A 15,218-nucleotide genomic window follows, 5' to 3' on the forward strand; every position below is an offset into this window, starting at 1 on the left:
GCTAAAGCCGCCACGTCCTGGGGCAACTCCTGCATGACCCACATCGTTTGGGCCTCCGACAAGCTTAAGACCTCGAGGGGGTAGGCGCTGAGCTGGACGTGGCTGGTTCAGCCAATAATGATCCACAGACAGTTAAATTTATCATTTCCTGGACAGTAAAAAAGGAGCTGGTATATGATCGACCAACTCCTTTTTTCCCAGATATATCATTGTAGAAAATACTTATTCACTTGTTCAGCAGCATTCTGTGAGAAGATTCGTTTTCCATACTCATTTAATTTATGAGAGGTAACGATACTTGGAGAAGAAAACTCTGACATGATGGCAATCACATGCTCACGGTTTTGTCCATCCACTTCTTCATCGTCAAACTGCATATAATAAAAACCATCCATATGGTATACGGTTCCTCCGGTTATGCCTAAGTCGGCAAAATGTGTACAAACCTGGATGATATTTTCAAAATCAGTAAATGCAAAAATCAGTTCCCTGCTTTCATCCAAGGTAACCTTCATTTCTACATAATCTTCATCGTCTTCCTCATCATCTATCCAATGGTTATTCTGCGTCACAATGACCAGCATCCCTTGTGCCTGCATAAGATGAACCTGGACAAGCAGCATTCCTTCCAACTCAATTCCCAGCTCATCGCTGGCTTCATACATCATGTCATGGAACAGTTGATGGACTCTAGGCAAATCATGCCATAAGTCTTCCTTTGTCAGACCCCTTTCAATCAAGTCGTCGAAGGTTAAGAAAATCTTAAATTGGTTGGTCGATAGTCGTTCTAAACGCATTCACTTATCCCCCCTTGAATGCCTCATCTAATTATATACTATATGAGGATATCGGATTAATGGTACCTAGACAGTAACACAGATTTAGCCAGCAGAAAACTGTTAAACTCCTTTTAGTGTTACAATATGGCATTCGGCAGTTGTTCCAAGCCTGAATGGCAAACTGGTGTAACCATAGCCTTCGCTAATCAGAACAGGTGTGTCATGGATTGTTTTAATCCCTCCACGTGTATATGGCCCATAACCAAAAATACGTATTTGCCCCCCATGTGTATGGCCGCTTAAGACAAGATCAATCGTACCTGCAATGCTCTCCGCCATTTCCTCAAAAGCACTCGGACGATGGCTTAGGAGCAGCATGGGCATGTCTTCGACCGGCTTATCCAACAGCTCGACAATGGGAGAACTGTTGTCCGGATCATCGAAACCGATAAGACATAGAGATTGACCATTGGGCAATTCCACCATTTCTGATTCATTTTTGAGGCAGATGACTCCTTCCACTTCTAACAGCTCTTCCAGCTTCCTGTAATCCAATTCATAATCATTGTTACCCCAGACAAAATAAATCGGTGCTTCGAGCTTATGGAGCAAGCGTATATTTTCTTTGATTCTACTTAGAGGTACCTTGCGTTCTGCTAAATCGCCACCGATAACGACCAAGTCAACACGTTCTTCAACCGCCGATATAATGGTTTTCTGTATGGTTCGACGGTGAATGTCGGAAATGAAAAATACCCGGATGGCTTCGTCGTTCTTCCTGGATAACGATACAGGTATATCATGGTAGCGAATATGATCATGGTGGGCCAGGTAAATCATTCTTGCCGATAAAAGCAACCCGCTAATGCAAACAACTCCAATGATAAAAGCAACCAATCAGTTTCTCCTTTTCCCGTTGTTAAACGTTGACGATAATTTTATACTTCCTTGATATCCAATACGCGGAATCCTGATTTTTCTAACTTCCTTGATAATTTGTCGATATTATCATTTTTTTCCACCTTCAGAACAATCCTTCTCGCCAATTTATCGGTTTCATCAAAGGTTGTAACCGAAATAACATTTGCATGGTTTTGTTTAATAATATCGGCCAGGCGGGATAAACGGCCCGTCGATTCTTCAGAAGTGAATGCAATTCTTACACCAGGTTTTTTCATCCCAAAAACACTTTCAAATTGTTCAATCATATCAAACCTGGTGACGATACCGAGAAATTGCTTTTCTGGCCCGACCACCGCCAAAATAGGATACCCTTTAAAAGTCGTTAATGTTTTTTCAAAAACAGCTTGCTCATCAATATATAAATCGCCATGTGATGCGATGTCACCGACAAGCGTGCCGCTCAGAAATTCATCACGGGGCTTACCGCTCTGGAAATAAGCCTGGTATATATCCTGTTTCGAAATCATTCCTTTAAAGATGCCGTTTTCCACTACCGGCATTGCTTCAATGTCCTTGGCTTCCAACTGATTTATAGTAGCTTTTAGTGTATCCTTTTCTGTGGCAATAATACACTGATAGCTTGGTTTTAAAATGCTTTTCACAAACAACTGAATCAGCCTCCTTTTGAAGATACTATATATTTATTTCTACATTTGCTATTCCATTCCCTGCATAATTATTTCTTAACATGAATCAAGTAGAATGAGACAAATTGTTTTATTCATACACTGTACCATTACTTTCGCCCTTTAGAAAGGAGTATGTCATGTTCAGCCAACGAAAATTTTATACACCTTATACGAGTCCCACTGATCCATGCCCGCCTATTGAAGTAAAGAGCTATGAGACGCCTCCGCAGTTATACCTCGGTTTCCAGCCCCCATGTCTTCCTCAGTATGCCACGGCAAAAGAAGCATTGTACCGAGGTACATTATGGCCGGCTTTATACAGTCCGTACGAGTCTCCTTATAAAAGGAGGGATACAGGTGAATGAACCGCTGACAAGCGCCTATTACGAACTGTTGGAAGAAATTCAAGCGGTCGACTTTGTATTATGCGAATTGACTTTATATCTAGACACCCATCCTTGGGACAATGAAGCAATCCAGCAATTCAACCATCATGCCCATCAGAGTCGGCAGTTGAAAAAACAATATGAAAAGCAATATGGCCCATTATTTCAATACGGCATGAGTTACTCAGGTTATCCTTGGAACTGGAAAGAAGCCCCTTGGCCTTGGCAAGTCTGAACATAAGGGCAGCTGGCATAACAACTCTGCCCTTCTTTTCTTCGATCAGCAGCACAACCAAGAAAGGAAGATGGTCATGTGGTATTATGAAAAGAAACTTCAATACCCTGTACGTGTCCGGGAATGCAATCCTCGTTTGGCAAAGTTCTTAATTGAACAGTATGGAGGAGCAGATGGAGAATTGGCAGCAGCACTGCGCTATTTGAATCAGCGCTATTCCATTCCGGATAAAGTAATCGGATTGTTGACTGATATCGGGACCGAAGAATTCGCTCATTTGGAAATGATCGCAACAATGGTCTATAAATTGACGAAAGACGCCACCCCTGAACAAATAAAAGAATCTGGTTTGGGTGCACACTACGTCAACCATGACAATGCCCTGTTTTACGAGAATGCATCCGGAACTCCATGGACTGCGTCCTACATACAAGCCAAAGGAGATCCGATCGCCGATATTTATGAAGATATTGCAGCAGAAGAAAAAGCAAGAGCCACTTATCAATGGATCATCAACATGTCTGATGATCCGGAATTGAACGATGGACTGAAGTATTTACGGGAACGTGAAGTCGTCCATTCCCAGCGGTTTCGCGAAGCTGCTGAAATACTAAAAGAAGAAAGAGGGAAGAAAGTTTTCTTTTAATAACCTATTCACCTGCAAAAAAACTCTTTATGCGTACGGTTGATTACGTAATTTTATAGATTCTGTTGTCACAAATAGAAGAACCGAACGAGTTCGAAAGCTACGGATTTCGAACTCGTTCGGTTTTGCTTGGCCACCCATGCTTTTGTTCAAGCAAACTCATTTTCCATTCGTTATTATCTTTACCTGCTCCCAGCCCGGCAGAATGTTGTCCATTCCCTGTCCGCCATCCAAATCGAACAGCTGGTTGCCATCCCAAATCTGAAACGATACAATTACAGCAATAATAAGAAGAAAAAGAATAACAAGCAACCGGACCAGCGACAGGCTCACTTTCCACTTCACTTTTGTTCTTTTGTTCTGATGGACTTCCTTGCGGGGTGGAAGGTTTAAGACATTGACTTCCTCCTGTTCCGGACTATAAGTCGTTTCCGTTTCCTTGTCATTGTCCAACTCATTCACCATGCTTCGAAGATGTCTGGCTTGATCCTTGCTGCTTTCCTCTGTCATTCTTCATTCCCCCTCTCATGATGCTGCCATTCCTGAGTAACATTCCTAGTATAAAATCTACAACAAAATGAGCCGCAATGGTAACCAATAAATTACCGGTCAATTCGTATAACCATCCAAAATAAAAACTGATCAGCACGATGGATAATAGTAAATATGGTTTCGTTAAATACCGGACATGAACGAGTGCAAAAATGACACTGGCAGTCAGGTAACCAAATTCTGTTTGCAGCACACCTCTGAAAAGAGCTTCTTCCGAAACGGCCACAATCAGTGCGATTATAAGGACTTCCACTACACTGCTGTTAGTGAAAAGCTTCTTGTTTAGCCCACCGTCATCAAATGCCTGCTCCGGCAGCCATCTCATTAATATTAAATCTGTCAATACGATGATCAGACCGGGAATTAACCCATAAAAAAGCAAGTCTCCCTCATTCCATGAAACTAATTCGAGCCACTGATGGAAGGAAGGAAATAACCACAAGCTCAGCCCAAAAGCAAGTAGCAAAAGAAGCAACTGTGAAAGGTATAATTGTATCTTCAATTGGCTGCCTGAAAGCTGCTGTACAGCTTCAGCCTGACTTAATCTTTTCATCGCTGTCCCCTTGTAGCATTATCTGTTTAAATGCCTGCTTCCAATTAAATGATTCAAACTTACTTGTAACCTTCGTCACGGGTGACCATTCAGAAAATTTAAAATCACATTTATCACAGCAACGATATGTTGGCTGCTTGATCGTATCCTGGAACGGAGCAAACAACGCTTTCCTTCTGCATTCACTTTGTTCTGCCCACCAGAGCAATTCCTTTACTTTGGAAAGTTTGTATTTTGTTCTTTGAGCAGCTACACGGCTGATTTTTTCCTCTATGTTTTCCCACTCAAAGGTAGAAACAATCTGATTATTGTCCATCATACCATGATTTTCAAAGTGATAGCGCATAAATCGCCACTTTGTTTCACTAATCTGCAAACTTTCCAGAAATGTGTCTTGTTCAGGTAAATGATAAACCCCTTGTTGTATCTTTGATTTTATATAATGGAGGACCCGATCGATTTCTTCCTTGTCAGGTAACTCAGACTGGATTAATTTTCTTGGAAGTAAGTCATCATTTGGTGACAAAAGGACAAGACTGACACTTGATAAACCGTCCCTCCCCGCTCTGCCAACCTCCTGGATGAACGACTCAATCTGCGGCGGCAAATGAAAGTGAATAACCAACCTGATATTTTGTTTATTGATTCCCATACCAAAAGCGCTGGTACAGCATATTACGTCAAGCTGATCATTCATAAATTGCTGCTGAATCAATATACGGTCAGATTGTTCCATTCCGCCATGATAGAAAGCAATATCCATATTTGGCAATGCTGCGGATAGCTCAGCAGCAGCTTTCTCTGTCCAGTTCCGGCTCGAAAAGTAAATCATTGTCGGTACCGGATGTGCTTCTAATACATTTGAGATCCGCTTCATTTTTTCAGACGGATCCTCAAGTTTATCGACTTGAAAAGTAATGTTTTCTCTGTCCATTGGATAGATATGTCTTGCCATGGCGGGCTTACGTAACTGAACGGAAATATCCTTCTGTACTTCCGGTGTCGCTGTAGCGCTCAGGGCAAGGACCGGAGGATGTTTTAAGGCTTCTATCGTTTGATGCAATTTTAAATAGTCCGGACGGAATTCATGCCCCCATTGCGAAATGCAATGTGCTTCATCCACTACAAATAAGGATATGTTCATTTCGGACAGCTTTTTGACAAACCCTTTTTTTTGCAGCATTTCCGGCGAGGCATATATCAATTTATAAGCTGATAAATTTCGGTACGCTTTTTGTTTTTTTTGTAAACTCAAAAAACTGTTGAATGCAATCACATCCTTATACCCGGCAGCCGCCAGCTGCTTTTCTTGATCCATCATCAAAGAAATCAACGGGGAAATAACCAGTACTGCACCTGGCATCATCCTGGCAGGAAGCTGATAGCATACCGATTTACCGGAACCAGTCGGCAAAATACCAAGTACATCTTTCCCAAGCAGGACGTCTTCGATAATCTCCCGTTGCCCCTCCCGGAAAGTTTGGTGGCCAAAATACTTTTCTAACGCACTTTTCAAACTATCGGTCATTGTTCCACTCCTTTTTGCCATCCTGCCCGGTAGACAGCCATTACGAGACGTATTTGCAAGTAACTGTAACGGTCATCTAAAGCCTGCTTAATGTCCTTTAACTTCCTGGATTCCAACCGCTCGATTTGTTTTCCTATTTCACTGACGGCTTCCGATGATACATAATTGTTTAGAGGAAAACGCGGATGAGCATAAGCGATTTCAATTAGGTGATCATGGACAGTACTTTCTTTCAACTTTCTTATCCTGCATATCTCTTCGACACTCCTCCCCTGTTTAAGCAGGTCGTTCGTTTTGCGTGCCGAATCGGTCAGAAACACTTCTTTTACGAGACCTTTTGCAAAAAGGGCGAGAGTTGGAGTGGGTGTGCTATCATAGATGACATAAGTTAGCAGTCGGTGTAAAATCAACTGGTATAACACCAAAAATTCATACTTATCCAAATGATAGAAAGCTGCTAGCTGGACTTTGCTCAGGCCAAAATGGGAGTAGCCGCTTAACCTTTTTACAAAAATTTCGGCATGCTGCTCAGGTAATCTATTCAAGAAAACAAGCAATTCATCGTACAACTGATCCAGCGACTCTTGAAGCCGGTGTCGGGTCGTAGCATAGTAGTTCTTCATCCAGCGCAATACTTCCTGATTCTCGCTAACAGGTATGAATCGATGATTGCCGCGTTTTATATTTGCTGCAGTTTGAATAAATAGGGAGAGTCTTTCATAGAAAAGATCCGAAGCTCGGTCATAATGGAGACCGTTATAATGCTGCAAAAGTCCCTTGAATTCACTTTTTTTCAAAAAATCCATACCCTCTTGTGTAACAACTGCTCTATCCCCTCTTTGAAGTAAGTAATCCTTACTCACCAACTTTTCTATTTCTTCATCGAACGCTTGTTTCTCCATTCCCTTAGCAATTCCGAAATAGCCAGTCAGACGGTATATATGGGCATCCTGCAGTGTTTGGGAAGATCGCTTGCCCACCAGCAAGTGATAAACCGCTGCACTAGTGCGCTCCTGCTTTAGCTTTTCAAGACTATCTAATATGATTTCCGTTAGCATCGCGATATTCCCTTTCTATTACTTTAGCTTAACATTTGCCGAGAAATCCAAACCGTTTTACAATAGAAGATAGTGATTTTGTGGTTTTGCATAGTGCAAAACTTTAGGAGGAACCCTATCATGGCGAAGTTTACATTAGTCGATCCGGACACCTGCATCGCTTGTGGAGCTTGCGGAGCGGCGGCCCCGGATATATTTAACTATGATGATGAAGGAATCGCTTTTTCTCGCCTGGATAATAACCAGGGGAGTATATCTGTTCCCATACAGCTTGAAGATGACCTGGAAGACGCCTACGAAGGCTGTCCTACTGAATCTATCAAGATAGCAAAACAGCCATTCGACGGTAATCCAGATAAATTTCTATAAAATCCCCAAAAAGAGATGCCTTCACGGTCATCTCTTTTTATCTTTTCAAGGCATACTATTTGCTGCCCACCAGTCCATTTACTTGGCCGAACTTGGCAAACGCAGCCTCCTTATCTGTCGAACTGTACCACCGCTGCTTGTCCGGATTTACTATACGGTAATGTTGGCTTATGACATTTTGTTGCAGGATATAACCATTTCGCTCTGAAAGATCATTCCACCAAACCTTATCTTCTGTATGTATTCCCAGCGACTCTTCTATGGAAGTGTGGGCGATTGTTTCGATTACCTCCAGAACATCTCCGCCGAGCATGTTGCGAATGACTTCACTGTTACGAAACAATGCACAAATTGCTGTTGTTGTAGTCCAGTTGGCAATCGTTCTTCCCTTTTCAATTTGAACAAGTGTTTTCTTCGAGATTCCAAGAATCGTTGCCATTTTATCCTGTGTATAATTTCTTTCCACTCTAATTAATTTGATTTTACTTGATATTTGCTTACTAAGTATAGTTTTATCCATTTTTTTACCGTCCTGTTGCTGATTTTTTCATGTGTAAGGTTTTTATACGTTTCTTTTACATTCTAACATGTTCTCTGCTTTCTTTCCTTATTAAAAATTGATATAATATGTTACCGAAGCTGATTACATATTTGTTATGAATAAAAAAGCTGGCAAGCAATGGTTTTCAGCTACTCTTGCCAAGCAAATAAGGAGGAAATATAAATGGCAGATAATAAAGTGATTGATGTATTTGTCGAAATCCCGACCGGCAATCAGAACAAATACGAATACGATAAGGAAAAAGGGGTATTCAAGCTGGATAGAGTACTTTTTTCTCCGCAATTTTATCCTGCTGAATACGGTTATATCGATGAAACGTTAGCATTAGATGGTGATCCCCTGGACGCACTGGTGCTAGTGACCAATCCAACTTTCCCTGGTTGTGTCATTGAGTCCCGTGTGATCGGCTTTTTAAATATGATTGACAGCGGTGAAGAAGATCAGAAGCTGTTGGCAGTACCTGTAGAAGATCCTCGTTTTAAAGATGTCTACAGCTTGGAAGACGTTCCATCACACAAGTTGGCTGAAATTTCCCACTTCTTTAAAACTTACAAAGACCTGCAAAACAAAAAGACTGAAATCGGAGAATGGGAAGGCGTAGAGGCTGCCAATAAACTGATTGACGATTGTCTTGCAAGGTATAAAGAACAAAAATAAAGGTGATATAAAAAGCTGTCCTTTGGCACAATTGGCTGAAGGACAGCTTTTTTGATAGCATTCTAGAAAAGTATTGTGATTTTTTCCCTATATGGTATAAACTGCACAGTACTTGTAATGGGAAGTTCCATTTCCTATTTAAAAAGCTTGTTAAGCAACGCTTCGGTAGCATGTTGATTAACGCTAGCGTAAAAACTTTTTCTCCTTGAAACCCAACAAGACTTTTTAAAAATCAGGAAACGCGTTCTTTTCTTCCTAAAGAATAGTTGGGGTTCCGTCTTTTCACCTTCTCTTGGACTTTTTGTTTTTCTAGCTACATGCAGTACCAAGTGATGCAAGAGAAAAATGTCTCGTACACTCGTTTATTAAGGAATCTGTTTCCGTAGCGCCGTAATCCAACTCAATAAAATGAATGTAAGAAGTTAGCAAGACGAATTCAAACTATGTCGCAGTTTCTATCAACAGGGAAAAAACAATAGAGTAAAGGCTACAAACAGTAACCTGATCATGTGACTGCTTCGAACTAGATGATTAAAGAAGCAGCTGTAACTGTTTATTGCCCATTGATCCCATCTGGAACTTCAAGCGGCTCTTCCAGATTGTCATAAGGTCCTATTCTGTTTTCAGCGATATTGAACTCAATTGTTTTGTATCCGAAGCTTTTGGCGGTCATCATCATTGCTTCCATCATATCCAGCGTCTTCTGGTCATTTGTAACAGGTCCGGATAGATCCACAGAAACCTGCTTTTCTGACTTTTGAACACGGAATGTAACATCTGCAGGTATTGTCGCTTTCAAATTATTGTCGGGTTCTTCTTTTCGCATTTCGTAAAACGCTGCTTCAATGTCATGGTCAATGGCCACGGGTACAGCTGCTAAAAAAGGAGTGGTGTCCTCCTGCTTTTGATAAATCTTATAAACATAGCTACCAGGCTGTTTTAGCGGAAGACTATCTATTACTTCCCCTTTTGTTGCAATTGGGATACCTGGCTTTCCATTAATTTGAAGTTTTACTTGGTTTATTTCCAGAGGCAGAAACAATCTGGATAATACCGTTCCCACATTCTCGGTAAACGCTTCGTCTTCAAAGTTAAATTCGGCAGGAAAATGAACAATTGCAATCCCGTTGCTTTTATCAATTTCAAAGGTAACCCCTTGTAAAAGATTCGGCGGGAGACTGATAGCTTCAGGATCGAGCCGTTCATCTAACTGATTTAAAGTGCTTTGGATACTTTCACTTGTATTTTCTGTTTGATAAGTCAATGGCACAAGATAACCGTTTCCTTCAATCGGTATGGAGACATCTAATGTCGTTGTCCTGTCGGTATTGGTATAGACAGCTTTACTGACTGGTTCTTCTGCTTCATTTACTATCGCTCCCTCATCTGCAGACTCGGATCGTTCAGCAGGGAGACCGGAATCGGATTGTGATCCCTCTTCCATTACTTTGGCCTCTTCGGTGTCCACAGCTTCATTCGAGTAAGTATCGGCAGCGTCTTCCTGTGAAGTAAAGTGATCGATACGCATTGCGCTTTGGCCTATTACTGCGATTAACACAAGTACCGCCAAAGTAGCCAGGGAGGGAATCAACCATGATTTCCAGGACCTTTTGTTTTTTCTGTCTGTTTCTTCCTGTAAACCTTCCACAACCTTTTGATACAATTCATTTTCCGGCCGCTTATCCTGTATAACAGGCAACTTTCTCAAGTTTTCCTCTACACGTTGATTATTCCATCCTTTTTTCACTGTATATCCCCCTCCTCTCCGTATTCCTGCTGTAGTAGCTGTCGCAATGCCTTGATGGCTCTATGTTGCGTTGTCTTCACTTTGCTAATACTCCAACCGAGCGTTTCTGCTGTTTCCTTTAAAGAAAATGATTGAATATACCGTAAAATGATAACACTTTTTTGATCCAGACTACATTTATCGAGACAGTGATAAATCTGTCTCATTTCTTCATTTTGCTCAGCTATTTCTTCCGGAAGAATGGATTGGTCTTCCAATTGTTCTCCTCGTTCTCCCCAATCAAAAAAATCAAGGATCCGCTTTCGTTTATTCGACTGTTTTCGGAAATAATCGATTGCTACGTGCCTGGCTATGGAAAAAAGCCACGTTTTTTCGCTGCTTTCTCCTTTGAATGTGTGAATGGACTTCAATACTTTTATATAAACTTCCTGGACGAGGTCTTCTGCTTGCTCCTTATCCTTTGTCATATATATTAAAAATTGGTATAAATCCTGATGATATTTTTTGTACAAATCCTGAAAAACGGCTCTCATGCCAGATCCCCCGTTCACTATATTGTCGGAGTGCGAAGCAAAAAGGTTACAATGAAGGAACATTTTTGTCAATCGCTTCTATTATAACTTTATTTATTGCTTTCTTTTAGGGGTAAACCAAAAAAATACCAGCTATTTACTAGCTGGTATTTTTCCATATTCTGAATTACGGAGATATTTTGTGAAAATCCTGGAGAATACCGGGAACAAAATCGCCATAAAAATTCCGTTGCCTACTGCATGATAAGTATCAAACGGCAAACCCAAAAGGTAATAGGAAAGAAAATTCCCCGCCACTGAGAAGGTTGCCAATGACACAATCAGTCCGTAAAGATAGCCGCACATAACGGCAAAAACAATCATCACCGGCAGCGGAATATCCCTCCAGTATTTCCCGATCAATCCGCTCATCAACCCGATTAATGCCCAGCCAACTATTTGCCAGATAGTCCAAAGCCCCATACCGAGGAATAAATTGGAAAGATAAGTAGTCAATCCAGCAAGCAATACTCCGGATAGAGGACCTAAAAAGAAACCACAAATAATGATCAAGGCAGTCACCGGCTGTACATTGGGAAGAAACTGAAAGGTATATCTGCCCACGACAGCCAAAGCTGCGAGAACTGCAATTAGAGTGAGTTTATAGGTATTCACTCATATCATTCCATGGCATGCAAATCGAACGTGACTTCATCTTCCGGGCTTAGTTCATACTCGTTTGCACCAACCTCGGCCATTTCTCCATTGACGGTGTACATCCAGTATTTCCCTTCCTCTTCGTTTTGACTGACACCTTCGATGGAAGTAATAAAGCCATCCGCTTCTTCTACTTCGAAGTTTTCTTTCATCACATCAAGTAAAATAGCCCCTTCTTCGATTTCAACTTCTTTTTCAGTGATGACATTTTCCCCTTCATCCTCTGAAATGGTGACCATCACCGCTTCTTGACTTTCTGATTCACCGGATTGCTCCGTTGTTTCCGCCGTCTCATTGTTCGACGAATCCTGCTCCGCACAGCCGGTCACGATACCAGCGGCAAATAACAAACTTAATAACGCGAATAAAAACTTCTTCATTTCTTCCAACCTCCCAATTATAATTTTCAGGGACAGGAAAAGTGCTATTTATGTACAAAAATAAAAGCTTATCCTCTGAGAAGATAAGCTAAAGAGACAAACCAGCTGTAATGGATGACAAACCACACACCGGCAGTCTCAAACACTCAATCCCCGAAGGTTTGAAACAGGCAACAACGGCAGGTCTACTGGCTCGTACATCTTTCTACTTAGGAACCTTCCCATGACTAAAAGCTCACAGTGGTTTTTCCTTTTCGTCCGTACTTACAGTTGCGAGGACAGCTCTGGTTTTTCACCAGATTCCCTTTTCAGCCTGCCAGACGGCAAAACCGACTGAAAGGCACCGCAGTATTCTATTTGATTTCCAGAAATCATTTTATCATAGTTCCCTATAATTAGGAAGTTGTAATGTTACATAAGGAACAAGATTATTCCTCAAGTTTAACGATTATTCGATTTTTTTCGGAATCCGGAAGGTGAAGGTTGTCCCTTCTTCTACTTTGCTTTGGACAGTCAGCGAACCCTGGTGCGCTTCCATGATGTTTTTTGCAATTGCCAGTCCTAAACCAGTTCCCGTCTTACTGTTTTCTCTTTTTCTTGATTTGTCTGCTTTATAAAATCGTTCAAAAACAAAAGGCAAATCGTCGGCAGGAATACCTGCTCCTTCATCCATGATTGAGCAAACCACTTCTTTTTCTTCCTCGGCGAGAATAATTCTGACCTTTCCGCCTGCAAATGAATGCTTAATCGCATTATCAATCAGGTTCGTAAAAACTTGTTCGATTTTGTCCGGATCGAATGTGAGTTGTGTTACCTGAAGATTATTTTCCAGAGACAGAGAAACAGCTTTATCATGTGCCATGCCACTGAATTTTTTGACAATCCGATCTAAAAACGGCTCCATATCCACCGATTCCAATTCCAATTGTATATGGCCTGACTCCATTCTGGCCAAGTCGAGCAGTTCGTTTACAAGCCGGCCAATGCGAAGCGATTCCTCATGGATGATCCCCGCAAGCTCATTTTTTTCTTCCTTACTTTCCGCAATATTGTCAACTATTGCTTCACTATAACCTTGTAGAAGAGAAATCGGCGTTCGCAGTTCATGGGAAACGTTGGCAATAAAGTCTTTCCGTAGTTTATCAAGACGTCTTTCATCTGTCACATCCCGAAATACTGCTACTGCTCCCCTGACATAGGACTGATCGTATAAAGGCGTCATGATCATCGCCCAGTTTCTTCCTTGTATCGAGATTTCCCGCATGACTTCCTTCTCTGTGGCAACGACTTCATCCAACGTTTCCATTAATTCTGTTGGCAAGTTTACTTCCTCTTCAGCAGAATCATTTTCATAATGCCAGTCTTTAAGAAACTTTTCGGAAGGTGGATTGGAAACCATAATGTTCCCTTTTCGGTTAAGGGTCAAGACTCCATCCGCCATGGAACTTAAGATGCTCGATACTTGTTCTTTTTCCTGCCTCAAAGCGTTGATATGGAACTTGAGCTGCCTTCCCATACGGTTGAATGCCATGGCCAGCTCTCCAATTTCATCGTGAGTCAGAATGGGTACTTTCGTATTGAATTCCCCTTTCGCCAACTCAAATGCTCCTTCTCGCATTTTTATCAAAGGAGATGTGATCCGCGAGGACAAAAAGAAAGCAAAAATGGTTGTAAGAATCAGAGCAACACCTGCAGCGAGCCAAATGATCCGTGTTGTGTGCCTGGATGTTTCTTTTAACACATTCAGTGATTGATAGACATAGACAGCGCCATTTTGATTTGGAAGCTTCGTACCAACAATAATTACCTTATTTTCGGTCCCTGGCAAGATCACTTGTTTTTTGACTTCTTCATCGTTATCGATTACGGATGATAAATCCTTTTCTGACATCAGCCAGTTATAGGATATATTCGGAAGGCTGTCATCCTTCTTGTCGGAAATCCAAAAATCCCCTTCACCAAATACGAGGGCTATCTTGCTCGAAGGATCTTTTACGCGTCTCGTTGTTTCATAAATCAAGCCCCTGTCATCGTAATGGTCTACCATGACAGAGACTTTCGTAGCTGTTTGCATCAAGTTTTGCTCTGCTTGATCTGTGTTATAGTTCTGGAAAAACTCCAGTAATAAAATAGTCAGAATCAACAAAACAAAGGAGACAAGCAGCAGGATAGTAAACCATAGCTTGAAAACCACACTACGCCAGAACATCAGTCGCCATCAACCTCGAACTTGTACCCGACTCCCCATACGGTTACGATCATTTTTGCAGCATCCACAGAAATTTTGTTAAGTTTTTCCCTTAATCGTTTCACATGAGTATCGACAGTACGTAAATCACCAAAAAATTCATACTTCCAAACTTCTTTCAACAGCTGCTCTCTGTCGAATACTTTGTCAGGAGACCTTGCCAGAAAATATAGCAACTCATATTCTTTTGGAGTCAGACTTACTTCTTTGCCATCTGCTTTGACCCGGTGTGCATCATTGTCAATGAACAAATGAGGGAATTCAATCAAATCTCTGGTCGTATGCTCCTCGGCTGAAAATGCCTTGGAGGTAGAACGCCGCAATAAAGCTTTGACTCGCAAAACGACTTCGCGCGGACTGAATGGTTTTACAATATAATCATCTGTTCCCACTTCAAAACCCTGAACCCGGTTTGCTTCCTCTCCTTTTGCAGTCAGCATGATGATCGGCGTATCCTTCTGCTCTCTTATATCTTTGCAAACCTCGATTCCGTCTTTGCCTGGAAGCATGATGTCCAACAAAATCAAGTCATAGTCATTTTCAAGTGCCAGTTGCAGACCGAACTCACCATCCTCTGCTTCTTCCACCAGGTAATTTTCCCTTTCCAGATACATTCGGATCAGCCGACGAATTCTTTCTTCATCTTCTACTACTAAAATTTTTTCATTACTGACCATGCAATCCGCCCCTCAATTAT

19 protein-coding genes and 1 riboswitch are annotated in these 15,218 nt (G+C 41.5%); of the genes, 5 read left to right on the forward strand and 14 right to left on the reverse strand.

The window, feature by feature from the left end; translation table 11 throughout:
* Positions 1-206: 206 nt before the first annotated feature.
* The 3 genes from ERJ70_RS10505 to ERJ70_RS10515 form a co-directional block, all read right to left on the reverse strand.
* Positions 207-797, reverse strand: a complete 591-nt coding sequence (locus ERJ70_RS10505; RefSeq protein ID WP_209364851.1) for a genetic competence negative regulator — start codon at positions 795-797, stop codon at positions 207-209.
* A gap of 102 nt (positions 798-899) precedes the next feature.
* Entirely contained in the window at positions 900-1,676 is a 777-nt protein-coding gene (locus ERJ70_RS10510; protein WP_209364852.1) for a metallophosphoesterase, read from the reverse strand.
* Between the two features lie 41 nt (positions 1,677-1,717).
* Positions 1,718-2,344, reverse strand: coding sequence for a CBS domain-containing protein (locus ERJ70_RS10515; protein ID WP_245208198.1), 627 nt, complete (start codon positions 2,342-2,344; stop codon positions 1,718-1,720).
* Between the two features lie 164 nt (positions 2,345-2,508).
* Between ERJ70_RS10515 and ERJ70_RS20025 the strand changes: the two genes are divergently transcribed.
* The 3 genes from ERJ70_RS20025 (at position 2,509) to ERJ70_RS10525 (ending at position 3,638) form a co-directional block, all read left to right on the forward strand.
* A complete protein-coding gene (locus ERJ70_RS20025) occupies positions 2,509-2,736 on the forward strand; it encodes a spore coat associated protein CotJA (RefSeq protein WP_245207914.1) in 228 nt (75 codons plus the stop codon).
* Positions 2,729-2,992 (forward strand): spore coat protein CotJB, encoded by a 264-nt coding sequence (locus ERJ70_RS10520; RefSeq protein ID WP_245207917.1) that lies wholly within the window; start codon positions 2,729-2,731, stop codon positions 2,990-2,992. The genes ERJ70_RS20025 and ERJ70_RS10520 overlap by 8 nt, the downstream gene beginning before the upstream one ends.
* 76 nt (positions 2,993-3,068) lie before the next feature.
* Entirely contained in the window at positions 3,069-3,638 is a 570-nt protein-coding gene (locus ERJ70_RS10525; protein WP_209364854.1) for a manganese catalase family protein, read from the forward strand.
* Positions 3,639-3,797: 159 nt separating this feature from the next.
* On the opposite strand, the gene ERJ70_RS10530 is transcribed toward ERJ70_RS10525, so the two are convergent.
* The 4 genes from ERJ70_RS10530 to ERJ70_RS10545 are packed head-to-tail and all read right to left on the reverse strand — an operon-like array spanning position 3,798 to position 7,329.
* Positions 3,798-4,148, reverse strand: a complete 351-nt coding sequence (locus tag ERJ70_RS10530; RefSeq protein ID WP_209364855.1) for a hypothetical protein — start codon at positions 4,146-4,148, stop codon at positions 3,798-3,800.
* A complete protein-coding gene (locus ERJ70_RS10535) occupies positions 4,093-4,743 on the reverse strand; it encodes a CPBP family intramembrane glutamic endopeptidase (protein ID WP_209364856.1) in 651 nt (216 codons plus the stop codon). Before ERJ70_RS10535 ends, ERJ70_RS10530 begins: the two co-directional genes overlap by 56 nt.
* Entirely contained in the window at positions 4,721-6,271 is a 1,551-nt protein-coding gene (locus ERJ70_RS10540; RefSeq protein WP_209364857.1) for a RecQ family ATP-dependent DNA helicase, read from the reverse strand. Before ERJ70_RS10540 ends, ERJ70_RS10535 begins: the two co-directional genes overlap by 23 nt.
* Complete coding sequence (locus ERJ70_RS10545) at positions 6,268-7,329, reverse strand: YpbB family protein (protein WP_209364858.1); 1,062 nt, start codon at positions 7,327-7,329, stop codon at positions 6,268-6,270. Before ERJ70_RS10545 ends, ERJ70_RS10540 begins: the two co-directional genes overlap by 4 nt.
* A 120-nt stretch (positions 7,330-7,449) precedes the next feature.
* On the opposite strand from ERJ70_RS10545, the gene ERJ70_RS10550 reads away from it, so the two are divergent.
* Entirely contained in the window at positions 7,450-7,698 is a 249-nt protein-coding gene (locus ERJ70_RS10550; protein ID WP_209364859.1) for a ferredoxin, read from the forward strand.
* Positions 7,699-7,753: 55 nt separating this feature from the next.
* Here ERJ70_RS10550 and ERJ70_RS10555 read toward each other — a convergent pair whose 3' ends face one another.
* The gene (locus tag ERJ70_RS10555; RefSeq protein ID WP_209364860.1) at positions 7,754-8,218 is read right to left on the reverse strand and encodes a helix-turn-helix transcriptional regulator; all 465 of its coding nucleotides are present in this window, start codon (positions 8,216-8,218) and stop codon (positions 7,754-7,756) included.
* A gap of 204 nt (positions 8,219-8,422) precedes the next feature.
* Here ERJ70_RS10555 and ERJ70_RS10560 point away from each other — a divergent pair, with 204 nt between their 5' ends.
* Complete coding sequence (locus tag ERJ70_RS10560; protein WP_209364861.1) at positions 8,423-8,917, forward strand: inorganic diphosphatase; 495 nt, start codon at positions 8,423-8,425, stop codon at positions 8,915-8,917.
* 553 nt (positions 8,918-9,470) lie between these two features.
* Here ERJ70_RS10560 and ERJ70_RS10565 read toward each other — a convergent pair.
* From ERJ70_RS10565 to ERJ70_RS10590, 6 genes are all read right to left on the reverse strand, one after another.
* Positions 9,471-10,664 (reverse strand): RsiX family anti-sigma factor, encoded by a 1,194-nt coding sequence (locus ERJ70_RS10565; RefSeq protein WP_209364862.1) that lies wholly within the window; start codon positions 10,662-10,664, stop codon positions 9,471-9,473.
* A complete protein-coding gene (gene sigX / locus ERJ70_RS10570) occupies positions 10,661-11,197 on the reverse strand; it encodes an RNA polymerase sigma factor SigX (protein ID WP_209364863.1) in 537 nt (178 codons plus the stop codon). Before sigX ends, ERJ70_RS10565 begins: the two co-directional genes overlap by 4 nt.
* A 132-nt stretch (positions 11,198-11,329) precedes the next feature.
* Positions 11,330-11,851 carry an ECF transporter S component gene (locus ERJ70_RS10575; protein WP_209364864.1) on the reverse strand — a complete coding sequence of 174 codons (522 nt, stop codon included), beginning with the start codon at positions 11,849-11,851 and terminating at the stop codon, positions 11,330-11,332.
* A 5-nt stretch (positions 11,852-11,856) separates the two neighbouring features.
* Positions 11,857-12,273 (reverse strand): DUF4430 domain-containing protein, encoded by a 417-nt coding sequence (locus ERJ70_RS10580; RefSeq protein ID WP_209364865.1) that lies wholly within the window; start codon positions 12,271-12,273, stop codon positions 11,857-11,859.
* A gap of 161 nt (positions 12,274-12,434) precedes the next feature.
* A riboswitch (cobalamin riboswitch) is annotated at positions 12,435-12,636 on the reverse strand.
* 85 nt (positions 12,637-12,721) lie between these two features.
* The gene (locus ERJ70_RS10585) at positions 12,722-14,482 is read right to left on the reverse strand and encodes an ATP-binding protein (RefSeq protein WP_209364866.1); all 1,761 of its coding nucleotides are present in this window, start codon (positions 14,480-14,482) and stop codon (positions 12,722-12,724) included.
* A complete protein-coding gene (locus ERJ70_RS10590; protein WP_209364867.1) occupies positions 14,482-15,198 on the reverse strand; it encodes a response regulator transcription factor in 717 nt (238 codons plus the stop codon). The genes ERJ70_RS10585 and ERJ70_RS10590 overlap by 1 nt, the downstream gene beginning before the upstream one ends.
* Positions 15,199-15,218: the final 20 nt, after the last annotated feature.

Source organism: Sediminibacillus dalangtanensis, from assembly GCF_017792025.1.
Taxonomy (GTDB): Bacteria; Bacillota; Bacilli; order Bacillales; family Amphibacillaceae; genus Sediminibacillus; species Sediminibacillus dalangtanensis.

Excerpts from the sequence above, each read along its gene's own strand:
- ERJ70_RS10590 (WP_209364867.1), bottom strand. The coding sequence starts at position 15,198 with ATGGTCAGTAATGAAAAAATTTTAGTAGTAGAAGATGAAGAAAGAATT.
- ERJ70_RS10580 (WP_209364865.1), bottom strand. The coding sequence starts at position 12,273 with ATGAAGAAGTTTTTATTCGCGTTATTAAGTTTGTTATTTGCCGCTGGT.
- ERJ70_RS10585 (WP_209364866.1), bottom strand. The coding sequence starts at position 14,482 with ATGTTCTGGCGTAGTGTGGTTTTCAAGCTATGGTTTACTATCCTGCTG.
- ERJ70_RS10525 (WP_209364854.1), top strand. The coding sequence starts at position 3,069 with ATGTGGTATTATGAAAAGAAACTTCAATACCCTGTACGTGTCCGGGAA.
- ERJ70_RS10550 (WP_209364859.1), top strand. The coding sequence starts at position 7,450 with ATGGCGAAGTTTACATTAGTCGATCCGGACACCTGCATCGCTTGTGGA.
- ERJ70_RS10540 (WP_209364857.1), bottom strand. The coding sequence starts at position 6,271 with ATGACCGATAGTTTGAAAAGTGCGTTAGAAAAGTATTTTGGCCACCAA.
- ERJ70_RS10555 (WP_209364860.1), bottom strand. The coding sequence starts at position 8,218 with ATGGATAAAACTATACTTAGTAAGCAAATATCAAGTAAAATCAAATTA.
- sigX (WP_209364863.1), bottom strand. The coding sequence starts at position 11,197 with ATGAGAGCCGTTTTTCAGGATTTGTACAAAAAATATCATCAGGATTTA.
- ERJ70_RS10505 (WP_209364851.1), bottom strand. The coding sequence starts at position 797 with ATGCGTTTAGAACGACTATCGACCAACCAATTTAAGATTTTCTTAACC.
- ERJ70_RS10560 (WP_209364861.1), top strand. The coding sequence starts at position 8,423 with ATGGCAGATAATAAAGTGATTGATGTATTTGTCGAAATCCCGACCGGC.
- ERJ70_RS10545 (WP_209364858.1), bottom strand. The coding sequence starts at position 7,329 with ATGCTAACGGAAATCATATTAGATAGTCTTGAAAAGCTAAAGCAGGAG.
- ERJ70_RS20025 (WP_245207914.1), top strand. The coding sequence starts at position 2,509 with ATGTTCAGCCAACGAAAATTTTATACACCTTATACGAGTCCCACTGAT.
- ERJ70_RS10530 (WP_209364855.1), bottom strand. The coding sequence starts at position 4,148 with ATGACAGAGGAAAGCAGCAAGGATCAAGCCAGACATCTTCGAAGCATG.
- ERJ70_RS10535 (WP_209364856.1), bottom strand. The coding sequence starts at position 4,743 with ATGAAAAGATTAAGTCAGGCTGAAGCTGTACAGCAGCTTTCAGGCAGC.